The organism is Treponema sp. OMZ 855 (assembly GCF_024181145.1).
In the GTDB taxonomy this organism is placed as follows: domain Bacteria; phylum Spirochaetota; class Spirochaetia; order Treponematales; family Treponemataceae; genus Treponema.
Map to the genome: position 1 here is coordinate 261434 of NZ_CP051194.1, position 22076 is coordinate 283509.

Here is a 22076-nt window from a genome sequence, read left to right on the forward strand (position 1 = left end):
TTATTTACTCCTTTCTTTTATTACTTTGATAAGATTCCTGAAATACATTTTAATGTCATATTTAAGAAATTTACCTATTAAATATTTAAAAGGTAGATGTGTGAAACTCCACCTACGCCTAAACCCATAAAAAGATATTTTTCGGCAAAAAAATTTTAATTTATCCCAGAAATCAGGCTTAGAATAATCATCTGCCAAAGATAAAGAGTATTCATCTGCCATACATTTCGGGCAGAAAAATGGGGCGTAATCTTCCCATGTCGCATCTGTGGTTATGAGTTCACTTGAAGAACCTTTCCAGCCGCACTGTTTACAGTAATACAGATCATCATCTTCTTCTTCAATGAGTTCCATTTAAAACCACCTCTCTCACGTCTTTAAAATGGATTGCGTATACCGGTTTGTCTATGTGTAAATCCGTATCTTTACCGTCTACAACCTCAATTTTTGTGATCCACGCTTCTAACCTTTCTTTTGTGTAGCCTAACCGAAAAAAGCAGGGGGCAGGAAAATTATCAAAGATATGTGGCTTCTTATCAAAATCCCAATGATGTTCCCCATATTTTAAAACAGTGAGGGAAATCCTTTGCGTCCAATACGGTTTAACTTCGCGATACTCTACCGTTTTCTCACCGCTTTTGATTTTTTCATACCATTCTTTTTTCAATGGAAATATGAGCATAGTTTTTTCTCCTCCATCCTTTTAATCCTTTCTCCGATCCAATACATGATAGGGATTGCCATGCTGTTTCCGATTGCCTTATATCGTAAACTGTCGGGACATTGTTCAGCAGGTTTTCCGCACCATTCAATCTGTGTATAATCGTCTGGGAAGCCCTGTAACCGTTCACACTCAAGCGGGGTAAGGCGGCGGATTAAATCTCTATCTAAAACCAAATCAAAGCAATCAGGCGATGCACTATTCCTTAATGTTGAGGCTTTTTTGTCTCTATGGTATTTGTAGTTTCCGCCTCGGCGGAAATAATCAAGGCCTTTTTCAATAATGCCGGTAGGCTTCTTTTGTATTTTGCCGCTCTTCTCAAAATCCCTTCGCATGCTTTCCGGCTCAAATAATACTTTTGCGGCAAGGTCTGTCCTATTATCAGAATGTCCGACAACGAAGACTCTACGGCGGCGTTGGGGTACTCCGAAATACCGAGCGTCAAACACCCGGTAAGCCCACCCATACCCGCATTCTTCCAAGCCGGCAAGGAACGATGTAAAATCATATCCGCTGTTCGAGGATAATACGCCGGGGACGTTTTCCCATATAACCCAGCGGGGGCGATATGTTTCCACAATTCCCAAATAGGCATACATGAGAGCGCCTCGCTCGTCAGCGGTTCCGCCTCTCTTTCCGGCAACGCTGAAAGACTGGCAAGGTGTGCCTCCGACCAGAATGTCAAATTGTCCTGCGTTCCATTTTTCATATTGCGTAATGTCTCCATAATTTTTGACGTTCGGGTATTTTTGCTTCAACAATTCACAAGGGAAAGGTTCTATCTCTGAAAAGCCGATAGGTCTAAAACCTAACGGCTCCCATGCAACGCTTACCGCTTCAATACCGGAGCAGACGGATAGATAGGTCATTACTCCACCAACGTTAATATATCTCCCATTATCATGCTATTTACTCCTCCTTAAAAATACGCAACAATCGTAAGTTCATTCATAACATCGTCGCCGGTAACTTTATCTTCAAAGCAAATACTATCGGCATATTCCTCTACACCCATATCAGGCGAACTGCAGAAAATATAAATTTCTGCATCATCATCGAGGTCTCTCATCGCATCGATAAGCTCTTTTTTCGTTATTGTCATTTTGTTTCCTCCTTTTCAAATTCGCTATTCTTGCCGGTAAGCATCACAACCGGCATCATCGCCTGTATGTCTACTTCCGGCCTGATAATGTTCAGGTACTTACTAAACGCCTCCATTGCCTTTTGGCGGTTCGCAAGTTTTACAACCGTATAACTTCCGCTTGAGGTTACCCGTGTTTCTATCTGTTCCACGCACAAGGCAAGTGCTCCCAACTCTTTTAAATCCTTCACACGAAGCGCGCCGCTTGCGTCGATAATGTCGGCAGGATTGTAAAAGCTTAACTGTTCAAACTGCTTGATCATCCGGTATACCGCTTGTTCATCGTCCTCATCCCGCGCTAAACGCAGCAGTTTTTTTATTGCCTGTTTTACCTTAGCATTTCTGAGCAATTTACCCGCGTTGACGGCGGCGGCGTTCTCACTCTGGCAGTTCTTATACGCTTTTAAATACGCGCGGGTGCCGTTCAAAAAGCACTCATCTTCCGTACAGTAAAAAAGCACAAAAAGCCGTTTTTTGCCCGACAATTCCTCATCCCACGCCGTTTTATCTTCCGTTTTTACGCTTATCTCCTGCTTTTCCGCCTCCGCCATTATCCGCTCCTACCCATCATCCGCTATCGATACTCATTACGGCGTATTCTGCCGCCTTTAAATGCTTAAGACAGCTGATAAGACACTGTCCCCACCGTGCTCCGCCGCCTGTTTTTGCCTGCAAAATCTTTTCAACCTTCAAAAATACCGGTTCAAACACATAACTTGAACAAAGGGTGCGCGCCGTGCACTTCTCATAGTCGAAAAACACCCCTTTTTTGATAAAATTATTCAAAACCCCGACAAATTGACTTGCCACAACCTCAAGGGAGTTTCGTTCATCCGCCAAAGGTAGCAAGAATATGCTTAAAAACCGTAGTGAAGCCTTCTCCGGCTCACTTATGCTGTATAAAAGGCCACCTGTTTTCTTAAAATGACTGCTAAAAAGCGCTTCAAAATGTGCTCTTTTCGCTTCATCAAGCCCCGATACGGCCACCTCATTGTGTGAAACGCTTTCCCAAAGGGCAGTAATCCAGCTTACAGGGCTCGATTTTCCTTCGTCGCCCTGTATCTCCTCCTGTTCTTCATTACCTATTTCTTCAAGGTGTTGTACATCGTTGTAATCACCTTCCGATACCGGCTCTTGTACGGCGTTCCCCGATTCTGGATTCTCTTCTTGGGTTTCTTTCTGCCTGTTCCTCTCTTCTTCCGTCTCTTTCTCACCTTCTCGCTCTGTTTCTGCGTCTTTTTCTCTCTCTTGATCTCTTTCTCTTTCTACCTCTCTCTTTCTTTCTCCGTCTCTATCTCTCTCTTCTTCCTCTCTTATCTTAGGCCGTAACGCGTTACGGCCGTTATGTAACGCGTTACAGTCGTTACATAACGCGTTATGCTCCGTTATGCTTCCCGTTACGGGTGGTATAACGCTTTTTTCTGTCGGCTCGGCGGCGCTGGAATCGGGGGGCGTGTCGGTTTGTTCGCTTTCGGTTTTTTCTGATCTATCCGGCGCGGAGCAAAGCCGTTCCGCCGCTTCTTGCGCTTCTTCTCGGCTTGCGCCGTCTTTGCGGGCGCTCTTATACAATCTTATCTGACTAATAAGCTCATCGTCCGTTAAGTCCGCTCCCTTTTTAATGAGTGCGCAAATATCTTCACTCATCTGCTCATCGAGAGCCTCTTGCCCTATATCATTATCTGTCATGTTGACATCATCGCCTTGTTCTCCTTCGGAGTTTTCCTGCTCTGCCGGAGTGGCCGGGGTGGCGGGTTCACCCACAGGCGGGGCGGCCGGGGTTTCTTCGTGCGTTTGCGCTTCTTCTTTTTTCCGCTCGCGGTATTCTTTTTGCCGCTCTGCCGCTGTTTTTCCACCCCCACCTTGTGGATAGGGAGAAAGCCAATCGACAATGCGATAAATCGGAACGTCCTTGGCTACCTTTTCAATTAAATGCCGCTTTTCAAAATGCTGTAGTATCAACTTAAGCGTATCGGCATCAGTAAGGCATTGATCCGCAAAAAACTCTTCATCGCTTATATCGACAAAGCCGTCATCATCGGCTTCACAGTACAACCCAAGAAAAACCGTAAACACCGCCTGCCGGTGCTCTTCTTTCATGCGGTTAATAATAAAAAGCAAAGAAGGATTATGAAGGGTGTCGCGCGGAAATTTCCGCCACGGTAATGTCGTTTTATAAGGCATAGTACGTCTCTCTTTTTCCGATATGTTTTATATAATAGAAGATTATTTGCATCTTTTTTCTCTCGCTTTCCTTTTGTTAAAGACTTAAAAAGTCTTACATACTTTTTCTCTTTAAAACGCTATTGCAATATTGCATACTCACCGTAAGACGGGCTATAAATCGGGAACTGAATGCTCATCGTATCAACAAGCCCTTGTATGGAGTAATACGGTAAGCCCGTTCGCTTCTGTAAATCGCTTAACCCGAATGTTCGCCCGTCCTTTTTTAAGTCATTAAAAAGCGCTTCGTAATTTATGACAAAGCGCTTCCCGTTTACGCTGACGTATCGGCTGTTGCAGCAGTTTTTTTTTCTGTCTTTCCCGTCGCGGCGTTTGTACGCTCCTGTAAAAAATGGTACAGCACATCCGCACAAAGTGCCCGCCAAGGATCGGTTTTTAGATCTGTTGCCTTCACAACAGGAATGCCGTTTACTACTTTTAAACGGTGAAAATGATACGGCATCCGTTCGATTATATCTGCATAAACGTATAATTCTAAAAGCTGTTGATACGTAAGGTCTTCATATCTTTTCTGCTGATAAAAATCTTGCAAAGAAGTACCGGTTACTATCTGGAATGCTTCTTTAAAATGAACATGTATCTCCATAATATGCCGGAATGCTGGCAAATAAAAAAACGGATGATGAATATTATCCCGTTCAAGTTGTAAATATTCTAAAAATATTCGTTTAAAGGCTTCTGCTTGTGCACGCGGTGTTAATGTCTGCCAATCCCGGGCATCTACTGCTTCTTCTGCCGCCTGCTCCGCCCCGGAAGCGTTCTCCTTTTGGTTGTCGCCATCGGTGTATCTGCTATCGGTATCCCCGCCGGTATCGCAACCGTTCGATTCTACGGCCTCGTCGCTTCCTGCTGCTTTTTCCGCTTCGTTAGAATCAGAAGAGAATATTTCTTCATACGAAGCATCATCAACGGCAATGTAAAAAACCGGCTCTTGGTACATCCCATATTGGGGATACAATACTGGTATAATATCGCGCTGCTTTAAAACTTCTTTTGAAGACGAGTAGACTGCATCCGTTTCATCCTCATCTAAAATCCTAATAGTGCTACAATCTTCAAAGCTTTCGTGGTATACATGTACCGGTATCGCATCTATAAGCGGCTTTTTCTCGAGTATGCTTCGTAAATATTCGGCTTTCTCTTTATCCTCTTCATAAATATAGACAGTTTTCGCATCGCTCCAGTTTTTTAAAAATTCACTAACCGTCTTTTGATAAAAGCCTCTGATATTTTTTTCATAGCAGCGGCTATCCATACAATAATCGCTCCGGTCGTGGTATTCAGGGAATAACGCCGCATTGCCGTAATGCGTCCGCTTTGCCGTACACTGTTCGCAAGCCTCACACGGAAAATCAAGCGGCATCCGCATCATTTGCCTGATAACACGGTCGATTGTTTTTTCATGGTCGCCTGCCCATTGCAGCTCTTTTTTTAGTGCAGAAACTATTTCTTTCTGTACCTGCTTCGGTAAAGATGCAATCTTTGCGGCCGTGCTGATTTTAATCTGTCCATCCCGGAAAATTTCTCGTGCATCCTCAATTAAATTGCATAGCTTTATCCGCTGGTAGATGTGGCTTATTGAGCGGTCAAAATACGCCGCTAAATCTTCAAGGCTATATCCTTCTTTTAAAAGCCGTGCATACTGTGCCCCCTCGTCAAGCGGATGTAAATCAAGCCGGTTCACATTCTCCGCCAGTGCAACATGGGTAAAATATGAATCATCTGCCACCTCATCTGCTTCATAGACAACCGCATCAATTTCCGTCCAATCTAAAAGGATAGCCGCTTCTATACGCCTACGGCCTGCAATAATGGCGTAGGGAAATACCTCATCCTTGCCCTTTCGGACAGTAATCGGATTGATAAGCCCTACCTTCTCAATGGATGATTTAAGGGTTTCAAGCGAGCCCTTGCCCCCTATGTGCCGATCATCATCTATTGCGATGTCTTTAATCGCTATTCTTTGCATACTTGCCATCTCGGCTCCTCCTCTTTTTTCCTATTTTCTTCAACGGAAACAATCTTCCCGCCGAATATCTTTTTTATTAAGTGTACCCGCTTATCGTAGGTCCTCCCCTCTTTAAAAAGCAGTATCATTTCAGGCGGGGTATAGTGCACCCCGTCCTGTGTCTGCATTTCCATAATACCGGCGCCGTAATCGGTAATAACCGCTTTTTGCTCCAATACCGACGAATAAAGTTCGTACCGGTCTCCTTCCGCTTTATTCATCAGTACACTCCTACCGGTGCTCCGCCTTTTAAAAACCTTTGTAAAATACGCTCTGCGGCCGAATAGGCTTTGCAATACCCCTTCTTTCGCTCTATACCGTTTTCGATGAGAAATACGTGGTATTTGAAAGAAAAATCCGGCGCATAACAGATCACCCCTTCAGTAAAGGTTGTTCCGGTTAAAGCGCTGGTACGATAAAGGCAGTCGCGTCGATAGCTTAACGGCTGTATCATACGTTTGTTCCCTTCGCTTTGCGGCCGGTAATAAGGCTTTCATTGCGCAAGATTTTCAATGTAAAATGTCCTAACGCCCGAATCTCGTGCAGGGCTACTTCCGGGCTTTTCTCTTGAATACCCGTAATAGCCTTGTTGATAATGTCATCAAGCGCTTCCGTAACCATCTCATACCCTTTGTCAGAAATTTCCATGATTATTCCTCCCTTGTTTGTATGTTAAAACAGCGGCAACCGCCGCCCTTTCGGTGTGCGTGCTACATAGTGAGACGGTATTACTCGATCTCTAGACGTCCTTCCGATAGAAAGTTCTATTTTTATCCGCTTACCTGCTATCTTTTCTGCTTTCTTTTGTATTTCGTTGAATAATTGAAGCACGACGGGATTAAGCCATGTACTAAAGTGGTCAATCGTACTAAATGCGCTATTGTTTCTACATTGAATGGCGATTTTAGACATAAATACCGCTTCGTTAACATCTTGCTTCCGATGCAAATCCCAAGTTGTATAGTCAAAGAAGATGAGACTGTCCGGTGCTTTTGTAAACCATTCACTCATAAGCTGTTCATTTGTTAGTTGTTCTATGGGGTGTTCCATCAGTGCGATTGTGATAGCCTTTTCTGTTTTTCTCCCCATGACAGAAAAGCGATATGCAGGATGCCGCACCTTTAATTCGGCTCTAATGGCAGATACCGCGGCGGTTAACTCGGCTTGTGTGATTTTGCTCGTCATAAAAGATCTCTTGTCTATTTTCCCTGCTAAGGGGCGTAAAAAAAGCCCCCGCAACTGCTGTGTTGTTACGGGGGCTTTTAGGTTACAAGCTACTACGCCTGATGGCTGGCAGCTTACGAGCAAGCTGCCAAGGAACACAGCAAACCTTCGCAGCTCGCGGGGTGTTCACCTTTTTACTTTATTGTCGATATGTAAGATGTTTATACTTGTAAAAACCTGTGAACTGATATATAGTAAAGCCCATGTTAGTGGATGATAGAATTATCGCTGAAATAATCGTAAGAATTGGGCGGCATTACAATGAAAATATCGCAACGCGTTTCTTACGTCCTTTGTTTGCACAAATTCTTTCTAATATTGATTTATCGCGGCACATCGTTGATTTGACCGAGCATTCCGAGGATTTTGTCTTACAGGGGTTCCATCTTGATGACCTTTATTATGATATTATCGCGCTTGCTCGTTTTATTTATTTAGTCCGGCGCGATGTTCTTCCCAATATTAATTCGATTGCCGAGGCAAACACCAAAATGGCGACTGCAGATAAAGTGTACCGTAATATGGCATTCAGCAATCTGGCGCCGAACCTTAACCTATTGGCTTCGATGGTGCTTGAACTTTATCGTGCAACGCTCCAATACGATACAAAAATGGCAGGGAAAGGCAAAACCGTTGCAAGCCGTATTGCAGATTTAGCCGACATGGAACGCCTGTTGACAAATGTCGATGCAGATGTTTAAAGGAAATTATATGACTGCTGAAGAAAAATTGATACAATGTTTTAAAAATACCAAAGATCATATCCCGTACACCCCTAAAATCGCATTAGTACTTGGCTCCGGTCTGGGCGATCTGGCGAACGAATTGGAGGTTGATGCGACTATTCCGTATGCTTCCATTCGTAATTTTCCGCTTTCTACAGCACCGGGACACCGCGGCGCATTCGTATTTGCGAAAATAGAAGGGATTCCTGCCGTTATTATGCAGGGGAGAATCCACTATTACGAAGGATATCCGATGACCGATGTGGTGCTTCCTATCAGGATGATGAAAATGATGGGGGCGGAAATCCTCTTTTTAACCAATGCGGCAGGCGGGGCGAACAAAAACTTCAGCGCAGGTAATTTTATGCTGATTACCGATCACATTACCTGTCTTGTGCCTTCTCCGCTCATTGGGAAAAACTTTGAAACCCTCGGTGTGCGCTTCCCCGATATGACGCAAGTGTATGATAAAGATCTTCGGATGCATATTAAGGCAGCGGCAGAGTCCTTGCATATTCCGCTTCAAGAGGGCGTATATTGTCAATTCACCGGCCCCGCTTATGAAACGCCGCAAGAGGTACGTCTGGCAGGGATACTCGGCGCCGATGCTGTCGGTATGAGTACTGCTGTAGAAGCGGTCGCTGCCCGCCATGCCGGTATGCGTGTTTGCGGCATCTCGTTCATTTCGAATCTTGCGGCAGGTATGAGCAGCTCATTATTGAGCGAACAAGAAGTGCTGGATGCAGGGAAGAAAGCGGCTCCGCTGTTTAAACAACTGGTGTTAAATAGCATCGGCCGTATGGGAAAAGCATAAAACGGAATTTATTCTTTCGGAAAACGATGCCGGCAGGCGGCTTGACCGTGTAATCAGAAAATTTCTGGCGGATACTCCGCTTTCGGCGCTGTATGCAGCAATCCGTAAGGGCTTAATCCGTATCAATGGTAAGCGGACAGCGCTTAATTACCGGACGGCAGTAGGCGATATCTTATCAATTTCTGAAATACTCCTCTCTGCTGAAAAACAGCCGATACGGAAGCACTCTGCGTCCGGTGAACAAAGCCAAAACCATACCTCCGGTAAACGGAACCATACCTCCGGTAGGCAAGCTCGCATTCCTACCGATATCCCGATCTTATTAAAAACAACCGATTTGCTTATCGTCAATAAGCCTGTGGGAATTCCCGTACATGGGGAGCACAGCATCGACGCGCTGCTTTTCGGTGCTGCGCACCTTTGCGGCAATACCCTACAGTGCGACACTACGGTACAGTTATCCCCCGATATACCGCCTCCTGCCCGCTTCGCTAGTCATCCTCTGCAAAGCCTTTCTTTTAAACCTGGACCGCTGCACCGGCTGGATAAAGATACTACCGGTGTGCTCTGTTTTTCGCAGACGCTTGCCGGGGCGCAATGGTTTTCTCAATGTTTGCGGGAAAGAACAGTAGGTAAATACTATTTAGGCGTTGTGCGCGGCACCATGTTGTCACGGATTATTACCGCCGAAGACGAAAGCGGTAAAACCATCACACAATGTTATTTGCTGAGTTATAATAGAGGGATTGATGCATCGCTGATACTGTTTAAACTTATCACCGGTAAAAAACATCAGATACGGAAGCATACTGCGAGCGTAGGTCATCCGTTAGCAGGGGATCGTAAATACCGTGGTGGAAATCCGCTGCCTGCCTGTAAGCACTACTTGCTCCATGCGTGGCGGTTGTATTTTCCCGCCTCAAGACCGACTGATATGCCCCCTTTTATTGAAGCGCCGTTTTTTCCCGAGATGGGAACCTGTCTGAAGCAATATTTTTCCGGTTGGGAAAAAACAGCCTCCGATCTTCTTATAAATCAAACTCAAGCAGCTGGCAATTCTTAATTTCCAACCGCAGCAGTTCTTCTACCGAAAAAGGTTTAAAATACGTATAGAGAGCCGCTGTCAGCACACCGTGGCAGACAAAGAGGATATTGCCGTCTCCCGTATGCTTATGCTTTACATCTTCTATAATGCTGTATGCACGGTGTGCTACTTTCGCAAAGGATTCACCTGCAGGAAATGTTAAAAAAGGATTTTTATGAATATATAAAAATTCCGGATTGTTCCACGGTTTCCCTTCAAAATCACCGAAATCTATCTCTTGCAGGCGGACATCCGGAATAGCCGTAAGCTGTAATGCCTGTTCAATATATGCAGCCGTATCTCTCGCCCGTTTGAGCGGAGATACGTAAATCGTTGTGATATTGTTTCTTTCTTTATCTTCTTTTAATCGGCTTGCTAAGTTTTGGGCTTGCATCCGCCCTTTTTCCGTTAACTTTGCCTCCGAAACCCCGCAGGCGAGCTCGCTTACATTCAAATCCGTTTCACCGTGACGCACAACAAAAAGCTTCATGGCAAAAAGTATAAGCAAATAAAGTTTGCACTGCAAGAGGCCGCATTGCTTAAAGACTATAATTGAATGTTTCGGCGATTACTGTTTCCCCCAAATCGGTGCGGGCGAGTGAAATTGCTTGAGCCTTTGTTTTAGCTTTCGCAGTATGGGTAAAGGTAAATCGGTTTATCTTCCGTGCTTGTTTAAAATCCCAAATCGAGATTTCAGCGCGTATAGTACAGATGAAGGTATTATCTTCCGCTGTTTTTACCGTAATATATGTTTTCCCAAAAATAAAACGGTCAACAGCTGCACCGATTTTTGCTTGTGCGGCACGGATAACGGAATTCTCGTCCGTATGAGCAAGTTCTCGATATTCATCAAGACCTATTCTCGTAAAGCCGCGTTTCATCAGCCCCATAAGCAGCCGTGTTGAAGTTATATTACTGGAGAAAATCGGAGTATTATTTTCATCATAATCAAGAATAGCGATAATGGAAGATATTCGTTTTTCCGTTGTTGCGACTTTATAGGGGAAAGAAACGGAGAGATTGTCGGTTGCATCATCAGTTAAAGCGGCATCCTTTTTTACCGGATAAAGACAAAAGAAAAGGGTACCGTCGCATGCTCGGTTGGGAGTTGGAGGGGTAAAGTATAAAAAACCATCTGAATCCGTCCGTACAAGCTCTCTTTTTAAGCTACTGCCGGTACCGGCGGACGGGTAGAGAACGGTAATAGGATAATTGTCGAGCGGGAACTGTTTTTCGGGTGCGGTAATGACGACACGAGCGGTAAAAGGCTGTGTGAACGGGGAACCGGCATTCACCGGTGCGGGTTTGTTGACTGCCTCTATGGAAATAGCTTCTAATAACGGTTCTATCCGCTTGCGGGCATCGATGAGAACCGCATTATCTTCCTGTCCGTTGCACGATTCATAAATAGCATTGAACAATGCCAGTACCTTATGTATATCGTAGTTTTCAACAGCCTGTGTAAGTTCCGGAAGCAGCCGTGCAAGCGTTTGTTCCTCCGATGATATTTCGGTAATCTTATTACTTGATCCTGCTGCCTGAGGGGAGTGTTCCGAGTATTCTTGTTCTGTAACATCGCTCAGTTTTGAGACCGGTGATGCGGTAACACCTTGTGCTGTGCCGGATGCACAAGAAATAGATAACAATAAAAAAAAGCAGCAACAAAGTGCAGATCCTATACGGTACATACGCTAACGCCTCAACTTCGTAGAAAAAATCAACTCTTATATCGGATATTTTATAGAATACTTTAGGAATACTATAGATAACCGATATTCACAGTAATACGGTATACGGCATGTTACGTCGATAAGAAATTTTTTGGAGGAGGAAAGGTATGCTCGATACGTTAGAAGTCAGGTTCTTGCTTATTATTTTAGCAGTTACAGTGATTTTATTCATTATTGTGGCTTTCTTCCTTGGAACGAAGATCGGTAAGCTCATTGCGAGTAGGCACCTCGCTGCGGAAATAAAAATGGCACGTGAAGATGCCGTTAAACGGTCGCGAGCCGTACTGAACGGACAGCTCTCCGAACAATTCGCAGCGTTTTTTCCCGGTTTCCCTGCCGATCCGACGGAAATTCGGTTTGTAGGAAAACCGGTAGACTTTGTTGCTTTTCCGGGACTTTCTACAGGAACAGTTGATGAAGTGCTGTTTGTCGAAGTAAAAACCGGAAACGCTGCACTTTCGAAAGTTGAACGTTCGCTGCGCGATGCCGTTGAAAAGAAGAATGTCCGCTACACCGAATACCGTATACCCAGTGTAGCAGAATAACCTTCAAACTTTTGCGGTCTTATGCGACGAAGCTTTCAAGCTCGTGCTGATGACCTATCGACTGCAACCGTTCAAGCGCTTTCTTTTCGATTTGGCGGATGCGCTCTTTGGTTAAATTGAACCGCATCCCCACTTCCTTTAACGAAAGCTGCTCATATCCATTTAAACCGAAGCGGTAACGGAGAATTTCTGCTTCCCGGTCAGTCAAGGAAGCAAGCAGCGTATCGATATTTTCGCGTAAGTCAATATCGAGCGCATAGCTTTCAGGCTGCATATAGCGGGTATCTTCGACAAAATCACCGGTACTGGCAGCGCTATTATCATTAAATATCGGTGCATCCAGAGAAACGGGATCGCGGGCAGCATTCATAATTGTCCGCACCATTTCAGGTTCAATACGGAGTTCTTGCGCGATAGTTGTAAGTTCTTTATCTTCCGGTTCGCTGCCGCTCTTACCCATAAGTTTACGAGCTTTTTCAATCTGTACCAGTTCGTTCGCTCTGTTCAACGGAAGCCGAATCATGCGGGATTTTTCGCAGATGGCTTTTAAAATTGCTTGGCGAATCCACCATACCGCATAAGAAATAAACTTGTATCCCTTCTCGGGGTCAAAGCGGTCGGCAGCATTCATCAATCCGATATTGCCTTCGCTGATTAAATCCATAATCGGGATATTCTTATTCTGATATTTTTTTGCGACATTTACTACAAAGCGCAAGTTCGATTCAATCAGTATCTTTTTTGCCTTTTCATCACCGGCGGCAGCGGCTTTTGCATATTTTACTTCGTCTTCTACGGACAGCAGCGGTATCTTGTTTATTTCTCTTAAATAGGTTGCAAAGACATTATTATCTGCACGTGTATTCTGTATTCTTTCCATAGGTCATCTCCTTGCACAAATGGTGTGTACGATATTCCGGTGCAATGCAGCAAGAACTCGCCGGTCAATGAGGCGGTCTGATGATCGTCTTGGTTGAACCGTATATACTAATTATTACAGCAAACACCATGCCAACTTTTTAAATAGAAAATTCGACATGATTTTGACAGAATGAAGAAGAAAGATGAGACAAAAACGCTGTATTACCGGTGTTTTTAGCGTAGAATCATAAAAAGAGGAAAAAAACTTGCCTTTTTATATCTTTATTTGTATATTTAACATAACCTTGTATGGTTGAAATGACACACTCAGTATAAATAAAATTAAAACTGGGTTAAATTGACACAGCTATATCCGGTTAAAATGCCCTTGATGTCATCGGGGCATATTTTTTTTACTACCGAAAAGTACACTATGATAGGAGGTTCTTACATGAAAGTACGGCCATTAGCAGACCGTGTTTTAGTAAAGGTCGATAAGGTAGAAACTAAAACCGCAAGCGGAATTATTATTCCCGATACCGCACAGGAAAAAACACAGACGGCAGTTGTCGTTGCCATCGGCGATGATAAAGAGAAGATTAAGGTGTCGGTCGGTCAAAAAGTGATGCACGATAAATATGCAGGAACGCAAATTAAGATCGACGGCGAAGAGTACTTAATTTTAAAGGCAGGCGATATCGTCGCGGTAATTGAATAACAGTTACGCTGATACTCATCTGATGAACCGGTATAGCCAATAGGCATACCGGTTATTTTTTTATATGGTAAAACTTAACGGCCTTGTTCCAAATAGCGCGGAGTAAAAATCTTATCAGGAATATTCATATTATATTGCATCTTGATAATATTGATAGTTGTTGCCGTATTCGTTGAAAGGGTTGTCATTTTGGTAATTCGAGGAGTGTCCACACCTTGGGTTGCCTCGTAATTGCTCAGTTCCATGATTTTTACCAATACATTTTTCCGGTCATAAAAGGCAATCTTTACCAAATGCTTGGAATTTTTTTCTACCCACACATTGGTTTTGGAATACTCGGATTTGGCATCCTTAGGAACGCCCTCGATGACATAGCACAAAGCTCCGCCGTATTCTTCTTCGCGCAATATCTTGTATGTGTCCAAACTGCTGTCCCGCTGCAGATACGACATATCATTATACGAAAAATCAGTACCGAGAAAGCTTTCGGTGCCTTCCGATTCACCGGTAATACGGCGGACTTTGCCGAGTGACGGCAGATAAATCCGCTGATCGGTAACACCGTCTTTTGCAATCATCAAAAAACGCGTTCCTTTTACATTTGCAGGCGCTTTGATTTCCAAAAAGGTACGGTGATCGTTTTCTTTTTGCACGGAATATTGATCGACCAGCAGTTCCGCCATCGTCGTTCCATTTCGTTGGATTTCCATCTTTGCCCGCGTCCCGATTGTTTCAATTGTTATTTTTGACGGAGCGCCCTTCATAATGGATTCGGCGGTTTCTTCGGCAAAAAGCACTGCGATGCTGCAGAGCAATAAAAAACAAAGCATTAGTAATTTTTTCATTGTTACCTCCATAAAAATCTTTTAGAAAAATATCAAAGCCTACGGCTCTGTACTATCCCCCGGTAAGGCTTTAGTAATAAACCGCGGCTTTACAATCGAAAGGATGGTTGGTAATACCGTTAAGCTGGCAAAAGAGCTGGTACCCATCACCAACGCAATCAATAGACCGAGTTCGGATAGCATATTAAACTTTGAAAGTATTAAAACGGCAAAGCCCGCACCAACCGACACCGCATTAAACAGAATTGCCTTACCGGAACCGTAGAACGTGTGGATAAGGAAATTCCGGTCGTCGCGCCGTTTGGTATACTCATGGTGATAGGCCGCCAAATAGTGGATGGTATAATCGATACCGATACCGATTGCAAAACTTGCCACCATTGCCGTACCGATATTGAGCTTTATACCGACGATTCCCATAAAACCAAAATTCAGTGCAACGGAAATCATCAGCGGGATAATGCCGATAATACCTGCAATAATGGAGCGGTAATAGACTGCTAAAATTAAAAATACAATGCCGAACGACACCGCCACGGAAATCAGCTGGGACTGTACTACAAGGGTATTCAACGACTGCTCGATAAACATTGAACCGTTCGGTTCTACCGATATATCTTTGGGAAAATTATCCTTGACATACGCCATAATTGCTTGCAATGCCCGTTCGCTGTCTTGTTGACCGAGCGTCCTTAGCTGAATATTTACTTTAAGCGTGGTCGGAGTATATGTGTCGTCGATAAAGTCCTGCACATTCCCCGCCATCAGAAGAAGATAATTTTGAATAAGTGCAGTAAGTTCTTCCTGCGTCTCTTTTCCGTATTTTTGCGGCTCCGTAGGAATTTCGTAGTAGGCAGCGCCTTTATAATTGACATCTTTCTTTAACGCATCAATCACCTCGGTCGCAGAAACATATCTGCCGCGGCGGGCTGTTTGAGCAGCTGCAAGTTTTTCGATGAGTTCGGAAAAAGTATACACCGGTTCTTTTTGTGTTTTCACAGCGGTGTTCCCTGTTTTACCGGATGCTGCTGCCGATGGCTCCGAATTACTCCATGAGTCAGTATCATCAAAGCCCCATGAGCTGTCCGTATCTCCGAAGTCCCCGAAATCACCAAATGAATCTTCTTCTCCTTTTCCCGTGGAGTTTTTACCGGTAGGTACGAGTCCCGTTGCCGGAGCATCCGCGTTATACACTTGATTGAACCGTTTAATAACATCCGCCAGCGATGTTATTTTTCCTACTTCGGGGATATTTTCTTCCGCATACTCGGCAAGTGAATCGATTGCCTGCAATACGTCCGGCCGGATAACATCACCCTGTTTCGTACCCGTGATAATTAAGTTCAGTAACTTTGAACCGCCGAAGTTTTCGCGGATAAAGGTATCGGATCGGACAACCTGCACATCCGGTTCAAAATATTCCATTAATACGTTATCGATAACGAGTTTTGAAATTCCTAAACCCGCAAAAATGATACAGCCAACGCTGACCAAAAGTACACTGCGCTTGTGTGCATGAATAATCATCAGCGTATCTGCAATAATCCGATCGATAATGCCGCTATGGCTCGATTTTGCCCCAAAGCGCCCGCCGATAGTCGGATTCCGCGGTCCGCGCAAAATAAGAATTGCAGGGATAAGTGTTACCGCAACAATAAAGGCTGAAAGGACGCCGAAGCTCGAAAAGATACCGAACTCAAAAATCGGGACAACGCTCGTAAAACAGAATGATACAAAACCGGCAAAGGTTGTAAGCGCCGCTAAAAAAACCGGCGGAATAACCCGCGCCATAGCTTCGACAATCTGTGCCGAATGAGTTTCGGTAGAGATTTCCTTACTCTGCGTTACTTCATCAAAATAGTGATTGATAACATGAATACCGTATGCACTGCCGACGGCAATCAGGATGACGGGAAGCACCGTCGAAAGAATGGTCAATGGAATGTGCAGCAACGCCATTGCACCGATCGCCCAAATGCATGAAATAATTACGGTGAGCAGCGGTAAAAATACGCCGGTAAATCTTCTAAATGAAAAGAATAAAACCCCAGCAACTACGATGACGACGATAGGCACAAGGAACATTAAATCATGCCCGGTTGCTTCGTTGACAATTTCGCTGAATACCGGTGCGCCGGTTACGTAGGTAACGGAGTCGGGGAAGTCCCATTCCTCCGCGATGCGCATCACCTCACGGCATACGGCAACCGTTTCCGGCGAACCGCTTTCTTCCTGTTTGACGTTAAGGAAGATAATAGTTTGTGTCGCTTTTAAATCGTCGGAAACCAAGCTTCGGTTATAGGTTTCCATCGAACGGAGTCTTTCGGTAATTGTGTTCAATTCTTCCTGTGAACCGGTTAAATGTTCCGGCACAAGCTTTTCGTTCACAATTGAATCACCGACCGCTTCGATATGGGTTGTTCTCGTCAATGATACAACGTTTTTCACTAACGGTAATGCAAGCAATTGCTTATCCAGCTCCTGCATTTTTTCTAGAAATTCCCGATTAACGACTGTCGAATAATGCCGTTGGATTCCTATCAAGAGCGGCACCGAATCTCCGAATATCTTTGCCATTTCGGCGTCGGCTATCCGTGATGGATCGCTTTCCGGTATAAAGCGGAAATTATTATTATCAAATCGGACACGCGGAAGCTGTAGTGCAAAGAAGAGCGTGATGCCGAGGATAGTACCCAAAATAATACGCGGATGTTTGTATAGCCTTTTAACCAGTGCGTTTTTCAAATTCATAAGCACCTACTTTGACAAGCGGGATACTCTAAAGCTAGGGTATTTAAAGAATCCCGAAAATTAATTAAGAGTCCCTATACTATACTCCCATCCGAGTAAAGTCAAGGTTGCGCCTTGCCTTGCCGGATGGAGGAACCTGTTCCGGTTTTTATTACTTCAATTTTTTGTGGGATGCGGCTTTGCAGTTCGCCGACATGAGAGATGATGCCGACCATCCGGTTCCCACGTATTTCATCTAAGATGCTGACGGCGTTTTCCAGGGCTTTTTCGTCGAGCGACCCGAAGCCTTCGTCGATGAACATCGAATCTATTCTGATGCCGCCTGCCCGTGCCTGGATGGAATCGGCAAGGCCGAGTGCAAGGCTGATGGAGGCCATAAACGTTTCCCCGCCGGAGAGGGTTGCGGAGGGGCGGCACTTACCGGTGTAGGCGTCGGCGATTTCCAAGTCGAGGCCTCGGTATGCGTTCCCTGCGCCGTGCTCTTCGCTGACGGCAAGCCGGTACCGTCCTTCACTCATCCGCTCAAGTCGCTTATTTGCAAACACGGTTACTTCATGCAAAAAGGCGGAAAGGATCCACGTGTCGAACTGGAGCTTCCGCGGATTGCTGCCGCAGAGGTCTTTCGCAAGGGCTACCCAGTTTTGCGCCTCCGCTGTTTTAACTGCGAGGGCTTTTGTCAGTTCCGTGTGCTGGGCGTGCAGCTCCTCCAGCTTTGCTTTCTCCGCATTGAGAACTTCGAGCCGAGCCTGTATTTCATCATACCGTTGGCGCAGGGCTTCGACGGCGGCTTCCATCTCATCGAGATCGCGCGGCTCAGTCGCGGTAACGTCTTTTTCCAATCCGGCAGCCGCCTGTTTATACGCCGCGTACTGCTCATAAAAGGTGTCGATTTCGGTTTTCCACTGCGCAACTTCCGGTTCACTGCACACGGCTTGCTGTAAATCCTGCAAATCGGCAAAACCTTCCTTTATATACGCGGCTTCGAGTAATGCCGTTTTTTCGCTGCGCTGCTGCGAGCGTTCCTGTCCGTGCGTTTCCGCCGCGGAAAGTTCACCGCGGATTCGTTCAAGGTTTTGCGTTGCTTCTGAAACATCGGTATGATAAGCGTTGATAGTCAGTTTGAGTTCCTGCAGCAGCGCTTCGCATTGTTCCAACGCAGTTTCCGCATCGGGTACTTCGTATTGCTCCGGTGCAGTCTTGCCGGCAGGGGCATTGAGGGCTTTGGCTTTGCCTCCGGTTCCCTGTTTGTCAAAAATTTCCGTATCCGAACTCAACTGAACGCTGCGCCGGTTTTTGGGTAGCTGGGAAAAAGCTTGGTCAAACTGGCGGCGTTTTTCTTGCAGCGCGGCGGAAACTCCGCTTAAGCGTTGTTCCGCGCTATGGTGCTGCTGCGTACATTCCTGCCGCTCCCGCTGCAAACGACGGGCTTCTTCTTCCAGCGTTTTGTGTTCGGCAAAGGCTTTGCGGGATGCGTTGTACGCTTGCACCGCTTCGTTTATCTGCTGAGCGGTTTCCTTAATGCGGCTCTCCGCCGCATCCTTTCCTTCAGGAAAGGGCACCGCGCTGCATTCTTTATACCGCAGCTGTAAATCTTCCGCAGCGGCAGCCCGTTCATCTATTTGCTTTTGATAATTTGTATACGAAGCCTCCGCACCGGCGAGCGCCGTCTGGGCTTTTTCTTTTTCGTGCTGTAGTTTTGCTGCGCTCCGTTTTGCCGCTTCTATCCGCTCGTCAAAGCTGAACGCACTTTCTGACATACCTTGAGCCGGTGCGGGGTGATGTACCGAACCGCAGACGGGGCAGGGGCTTCCTTCTTCGAGGTGTTCCGCGAGTGCCGCCGCCGCACGCTGCCGTTCCGCTGCCTTTTTTTCTTCTTCTATTCTATTGATCTGTTCCGTTTGAATATCGTAATCACGGGCGATCTCCGCAAGCTGTGTCCGCGCATTATCCGCAGCCTGTGCATAGCTGTGCAAAAAGGTAGCAAGCTGCTCCTGCTTGCATAAGATCTCGTGCAGCTGTTTCTCCATGTCGAGCCGGGTTTGCAGGCTGCGGTAGGCGTGTTCCCGCTCGTCAAGCGCATCGACGGCGGGAGCAATGGCTGCGGTTTTTTCCGTAACGGCGGCGAGCTGCGCTTCGATGCGTTGCAGTTGCGCTTGGGCGGCAGCAGCGGTGCGTTTCAGCTTGCCTTCTTCGGCTTGCTCCGTTTCGATTTCCTGTTCCAACACGGCGGCTTTCCGCAGCGAGTCGATGACGGCATAGAGGCTGTCCCGCTGCTGCTCTTTTGCGGTGATCTCGTTGTGCCGTTCCTGCAAAGCGTTCATACGAGCGGTCAGTTCTTCCATGCGTTCCCGTTTTTCCCGTATCTGCCGCTCGTCCGCCGCACATGCCGCTTCCAACTCAAGGAGCTGATTTACGTGGACTGCGAGCGGAGCCGCCCGCTGCGCTTTTTCGATCTTCGCTTTTAAATTGCGGATATCCTCTTCGCGGATGCGGCATGCTTCCAGCTCTTCGGTAACCCGCTCCAGCTCTTTCCGCTTCTCTGCAAGTATTTTTTCCTGCTCAAGCTCGGTGTTCTTTGTCTGTAAGGTGGTCAAGACGCCGCCGTGTTCATCCCTGATACGGTCAATTTCGTTCAGCAGCTCTGCGCGGTCGCTTTCGTAACGGTGGTACACAAAGCGGGTATGCAGGGTTTCGAGGTTTGCTTCTATTGTATGCGCTTCCTGCTGCAGCGTGTCTGCGCGGAGCTTCGCTTCCTGCATCAAATCCGAATATCGCTTGATAGGAAACAGGTGCATCAGCGTCTCTTTTTTATCGCTCGACTGTGCCCGCAAAAACTGCGCAAATTCTCCCTGCGGCAAAAGGACGATGCGGCTGAACTCTTTGTCGGAAAGCTTAATCAGATTTTGGATTGAAGCATCGGTTTCCCGCTTGTTAGTCGATGAGCGGTTTTCCCAGCTGCCGTTTTCGTAGCATTCAAGGGAGACTTCTTCCGGTGTTTCCAGTTTCCGGCCTTCTTTGGTATACGGCAGCTGCCGTTTTATTCGGTACAGCTGCGCTCCGATAAAAAAGGTGAGTATAACATCGGAGACTGCATAGTCGTCCGCAAAGTGGCTCCGCAAGTTGCGCATAACGCCTGATCTACCGCCGAGCGGTTTTCCGTAGAAGGCGTAGGAAATGGCGTCGAAGAGCGTGGTCTTTCCGGCGCCGGTTTGTCCGTAAATTAAAAAGAGGGAGCCGAGGCTGTCAAAGTTGACGGTATGCTCGCCGGTAAAAGGGCCGATGTTGTGCAATATCAGTTCTTTAGGTCTCATCTATAGCCTCTTTGCAAAGCTGTTCAAAAAGCTCTTGCTTCATTTGGTTCGGCTCGCCGTTAATGACGATTTCAAACCGGCTAAAATTTTCGGCTAGCGTGAGCGGGTCTTCAGCCGTCCGTTCCCGGAGGGTCAGCTGTTCTTCTCCGTCCTGCTGTTCCCGATTCATAAAGCTCTTTTGCCGGATACTCAGCAAAAACGGAAATTTTTGCCGCAGCAACTGCATCGGGTGCGCAATAACCTCGGCATCGTTCAGGGTGATTTCCAGATAGCAGCCGCTCCATTCGTCGTAGCGGTTTCCGGTAAAGAACTCTTCAAAATTGCCTTCCAGCCGTTTAAGCGGACGTTCGGAAATAATGGGTATCCGCTCAATGTTGAGCGGAGCCTTTGCATTGTTCATATCGGACTGCTGATTTGCCGTATTAAACAGTTCCGTGCGGGATTTCGTTATTTCCGCATCGAAAAGCTCCGCATGAGCTTTAGTTGTCTCAGTATCGAAGAGTTCCGCACTAACTTTCTTCTTGTTGTTCTTTCCGGCGGTATTTTGTTTCGGCGTGCAGTCGATATCTATCGAAAGGACGCACTTGGCATCCTCCGATTCATCAAAGGAGTAGGGGAGGGGCGAACCGGAATAATACATTCTGTCGGTTATCCGTTGGCAGCGGTGCAGGTGCCCGAGCGCAACATAATCGAAAAAAGAAAAAAGGTCGGGATTGACATATTCAGCGGTACCGATAAAGGTGCGCTCGCTGGAGGAGCTCTGCCCGCCGACGGTAAAGAGGTGCGCCGCTAACAGCGCGGGTATGCCCGGCCGTACCGCTTGTTTCAGTATGTGCGACGCAACCGCCGCCATTTCCGCCTGTGAATCCCCTGCCGTATGATACGCTTCTTTTGTTTCTTCCGAAAAAGCGCCGAAGTTTAAAAAGGGGAGCAGGTATACCGCAAGTTTTTCCGCGCCCTTGGTAAGAATCACCGGATCGGTAAGCCTGCTTGTATCCTGCGCAATATAAATGCGCTGGTTTTGCAGTATTTCGCGGGCAAAGGCGAGCCGCTGCGCGGAGTCATGATTACCGGGAATGATAAGCACTGCCGTATCGGGACAATCCTCCCGTATCCGTGCAAGGAATCGGCTGAAAAGCGAAACCGCCTCCGCCGAAGGAATAGCGCGGTCATACACATCGCCTGCGATAATCAGTGCTGCATAGTCGTCTCGTGTAAGGATATCATGAATATCGTTCAGCATTTTTTCTTGTATGCCGAGCAGCGGCGTTTCATGCAGCGTCTTTCCCAAATGCAGGTCAGCGGTATGGAGCAGTTTCATCCTTGCTACTGTATGACTAATATCCGGTTCTGTAAA

23 protein-coding genes are annotated in these 22076 nt (G+C 46.2%); 5 read left to right on the plus strand and 18 right to left on the minus strand.

Annotated elements, in window-relative coordinates; genetic code table 11:
* The 11 genes from E4N65_RS01365 to E4N65_RS01415 all read right to left on the minus strand — a co-directional run bounded on the left by E4N65_RS01365 (position 1) and on the right by E4N65_RS01415 (position 7296).
* A complete protein-coding gene (locus tag E4N65_RS01365) occupies positions 1 to 354 on the minus strand; it encodes a hypothetical protein (RefSeq protein WP_253673712.1) in 354 nt (117 codons plus the stop codon).
* Complete coding sequence (locus E4N65_RS01370; protein ID WP_253673714.1) at positions 341 to 682, minus strand: hypothetical protein; 342 nt, start codon at positions 680 to 682, stop codon at positions 341 to 343. The genes E4N65_RS01365 and E4N65_RS01370 overlap by 14 nt, the downstream gene beginning before the upstream one ends.
* Positions 664 to 1590: a DNA cytosine methyltransferase gene (locus E4N65_RS01375; RefSeq protein WP_253673716.1), complete on the minus strand. Its 927-nt coding sequence runs from the start codon at positions 1588 to 1590 to the stop codon at positions 664 to 666. Before E4N65_RS01375 ends, E4N65_RS01370 begins: the two co-directional genes overlap by 19 nt.
* Before the next feature lie 50 nt (positions 1591 to 1640).
* Positions 1641 to 1823, minus strand: a complete 183-nt coding sequence (locus E4N65_RS01380) for a hypothetical protein (protein WP_253673718.1) — start codon at positions 1821 to 1823, stop codon at positions 1641 to 1643.
* Complete coding sequence (locus E4N65_RS01385) at positions 1820 to 2413, minus strand: terminase small subunit (RefSeq protein ID WP_253673719.1); 594 nt, start codon at positions 2411 to 2413, stop codon at positions 1820 to 1822. Before E4N65_RS01385 ends, E4N65_RS01380 begins: the two co-directional genes overlap by 4 nt.
* Positions 2414 to 2429: 16 nt before the next feature.
* Positions 2430 to 4043, minus strand: a complete 1614-nt coding sequence (locus tag E4N65_RS01390; protein WP_253673721.1) for a hypothetical protein — start codon at positions 4041 to 4043, stop codon at positions 2430 to 2432.
* A 313-nt stretch (positions 4044 to 4356) separates the two neighbouring features.
* On the minus strand, positions 4357 to 6081 hold the full coding sequence (locus E4N65_RS01395; protein ID WP_253673723.1) for a ParB/RepB/Spo0J family partition protein: 1725 nt from the start codon (positions 6079 to 6081) through the stop codon (positions 4357 to 4359).
* A complete protein-coding gene (locus E4N65_RS01400) occupies positions 6060 to 6332 on the minus strand; it encodes a hypothetical protein (protein ID WP_253673725.1) in 273 nt (90 codons plus the stop codon). The genes E4N65_RS01395 and E4N65_RS01400 overlap by 22 nt, the downstream gene beginning before the upstream one ends.
* Positions 6332 to 6565 carry a hypothetical protein gene (locus E4N65_RS01405; protein ID WP_253673726.1) on the minus strand — a complete coding sequence of 78 codons (234 nt, stop codon included), beginning with the start codon at positions 6563 to 6565 and terminating at the stop codon, positions 6332 to 6334. The genes E4N65_RS01400 and E4N65_RS01405 overlap by 1 nt, the downstream gene beginning before the upstream one ends.
* Positions 6562 to 6759 carry a hypothetical protein gene (locus E4N65_RS01410; RefSeq protein ID WP_253673727.1) on the minus strand — a complete coding sequence of 66 codons (198 nt, stop codon included), beginning with the start codon at positions 6757 to 6759 and terminating at the stop codon, positions 6562 to 6564. Before E4N65_RS01410 ends, E4N65_RS01405 begins: the two co-directional genes overlap by 4 nt.
* Positions 6760 to 6783: 24 nt before the next feature.
* The gene (locus E4N65_RS01415; RefSeq protein WP_253673728.1) at positions 6784 to 7296 is read right to left on the minus strand and encodes an LPD29 domain-containing protein; all 513 of its coding nucleotides are present in this window, start codon (positions 7294 to 7296) and stop codon (positions 6784 to 6786) included.
* A gap of 242 nt (positions 7297 to 7538) precedes the next feature.
* Here E4N65_RS01415 and E4N65_RS01420 point away from each other — a divergent pair, with 242 nt between their 5' ends.
* The 3 genes from E4N65_RS01420 (at position 7539) to E4N65_RS01430 (ending at position 9937) form a co-directional block, all read left to right on the plus strand.
* Positions 7539 to 8036, plus strand: coding sequence for a hypothetical protein (locus tag E4N65_RS01420; protein ID WP_044013953.1), 498 nt, complete (start codon positions 7539 to 7541; stop codon positions 8034 to 8036).
* A gap of 10 nt (positions 8037 to 8046) precedes the next feature.
* The gene (locus tag E4N65_RS01425) at positions 8047 to 8874 is read left to right on the plus strand and encodes a purine-nucleoside phosphorylase (protein ID WP_253673729.1); all 828 of its coding nucleotides are present in this window, start codon (positions 8047 to 8049) and stop codon (positions 8872 to 8874) included.
* 358 nt (positions 8875 to 9232) lie between these two features.
* Positions 9233 to 9937: a pseudouridine synthase family protein gene (locus E4N65_RS01430; protein ID WP_253673730.1), complete on the plus strand. Its 705-nt coding sequence runs from the start codon at positions 9233 to 9235 to the stop codon at positions 9935 to 9937.
* Here E4N65_RS01430 and E4N65_RS01435 read toward each other — a convergent pair.
* Positions 9903 to 10448, minus strand: a complete 546-nt coding sequence (locus E4N65_RS01435; protein WP_253673731.1) for a histidine phosphatase family protein — start codon at positions 10446 to 10448, stop codon at positions 9903 to 9905. The two genes, E4N65_RS01430 and E4N65_RS01435, sit on opposite strands and share 35 nt — an antisense overlap.
* A 49-nt stretch (positions 10449 to 10497) precedes the next feature.
* Positions 10498 to 11646: a hypothetical protein gene (locus tag E4N65_RS01440; RefSeq protein WP_253673732.1), complete on the minus strand. Its 1149-nt coding sequence runs from the start codon at positions 11644 to 11646 to the stop codon at positions 10498 to 10500.
* A gap of 149 nt (positions 11647 to 11795) precedes the next feature.
* Between E4N65_RS01440 and E4N65_RS01445 the strand changes: the two genes are divergently transcribed.
* Positions 11796 to 12233, plus strand: coding sequence for a Holliday junction resolvase-like protein (locus tag E4N65_RS01445; RefSeq protein WP_044013949.1), 438 nt, complete (start codon positions 11796 to 11798; stop codon positions 12231 to 12233).
* A gap of 19 nt (positions 12234 to 12252) precedes the next feature.
* On the opposite strand, the gene E4N65_RS01450 is transcribed toward E4N65_RS01445, so the two are convergent.
* On the minus strand, positions 12253 to 13113 hold the full coding sequence (locus E4N65_RS01450; RefSeq protein ID WP_253673734.1) for a sigma-70 family RNA polymerase sigma factor: 861 nt from the start codon (positions 13111 to 13113) through the stop codon (positions 12253 to 12255).
* A 432-nt stretch (positions 13114 to 13545) separates the two neighbouring features.
* On the opposite strand from E4N65_RS01450, the gene E4N65_RS01455 reads away from it, so the two are divergent.
* Complete coding sequence (locus E4N65_RS01455) at positions 13546 to 13812, plus strand: co-chaperone GroES (RefSeq protein ID WP_016522397.1); 267 nt, start codon at positions 13546 to 13548, stop codon at positions 13810 to 13812.
* A gap of 74 nt (positions 13813 to 13886) precedes the next feature.
* On the opposite strand, the gene E4N65_RS01460 is transcribed toward E4N65_RS01455, so the two are convergent.
* The 4 genes from E4N65_RS01460 to E4N65_RS01475 all read right to left on the minus strand — a co-directional run bounded on the left by E4N65_RS01460 (position 13887) and on the right by E4N65_RS01475 (position 22040).
* On the minus strand, positions 13887 to 14657 hold the full coding sequence (locus tag E4N65_RS01460; protein WP_044013943.1) for an outer membrane lipoprotein-sorting protein: 771 nt from the start codon (positions 14655 to 14657) through the stop codon (positions 13887 to 13889).
* 39 nt (positions 14658 to 14696) lie between these two features.
* Entirely contained in the window at positions 14697 to 17408 is a 2712-nt protein-coding gene (locus tag E4N65_RS01465; protein WP_044013941.1) for an efflux RND transporter permease subunit, read from the minus strand.
* 101 nt (positions 17409 to 17509) lie between these two features.
* Positions 17510 to 20719 (minus strand): AAA family ATPase, encoded by a 3210-nt coding sequence (locus E4N65_RS01470; protein ID WP_253673736.1) that lies wholly within the window; start codon positions 20717 to 20719, stop codon positions 17510 to 17512.
* Positions 20709 to 22040: an exonuclease SbcCD subunit D gene (locus tag E4N65_RS01475; protein ID WP_052185468.1), complete on the minus strand. Its 1332-nt coding sequence runs from the start codon at positions 22038 to 22040 to the stop codon at positions 20709 to 20711. Before E4N65_RS01475 ends, E4N65_RS01470 begins: the two co-directional genes overlap by 11 nt.
* Positions 22041 to 22076: the final 36 nt, after the last annotated feature.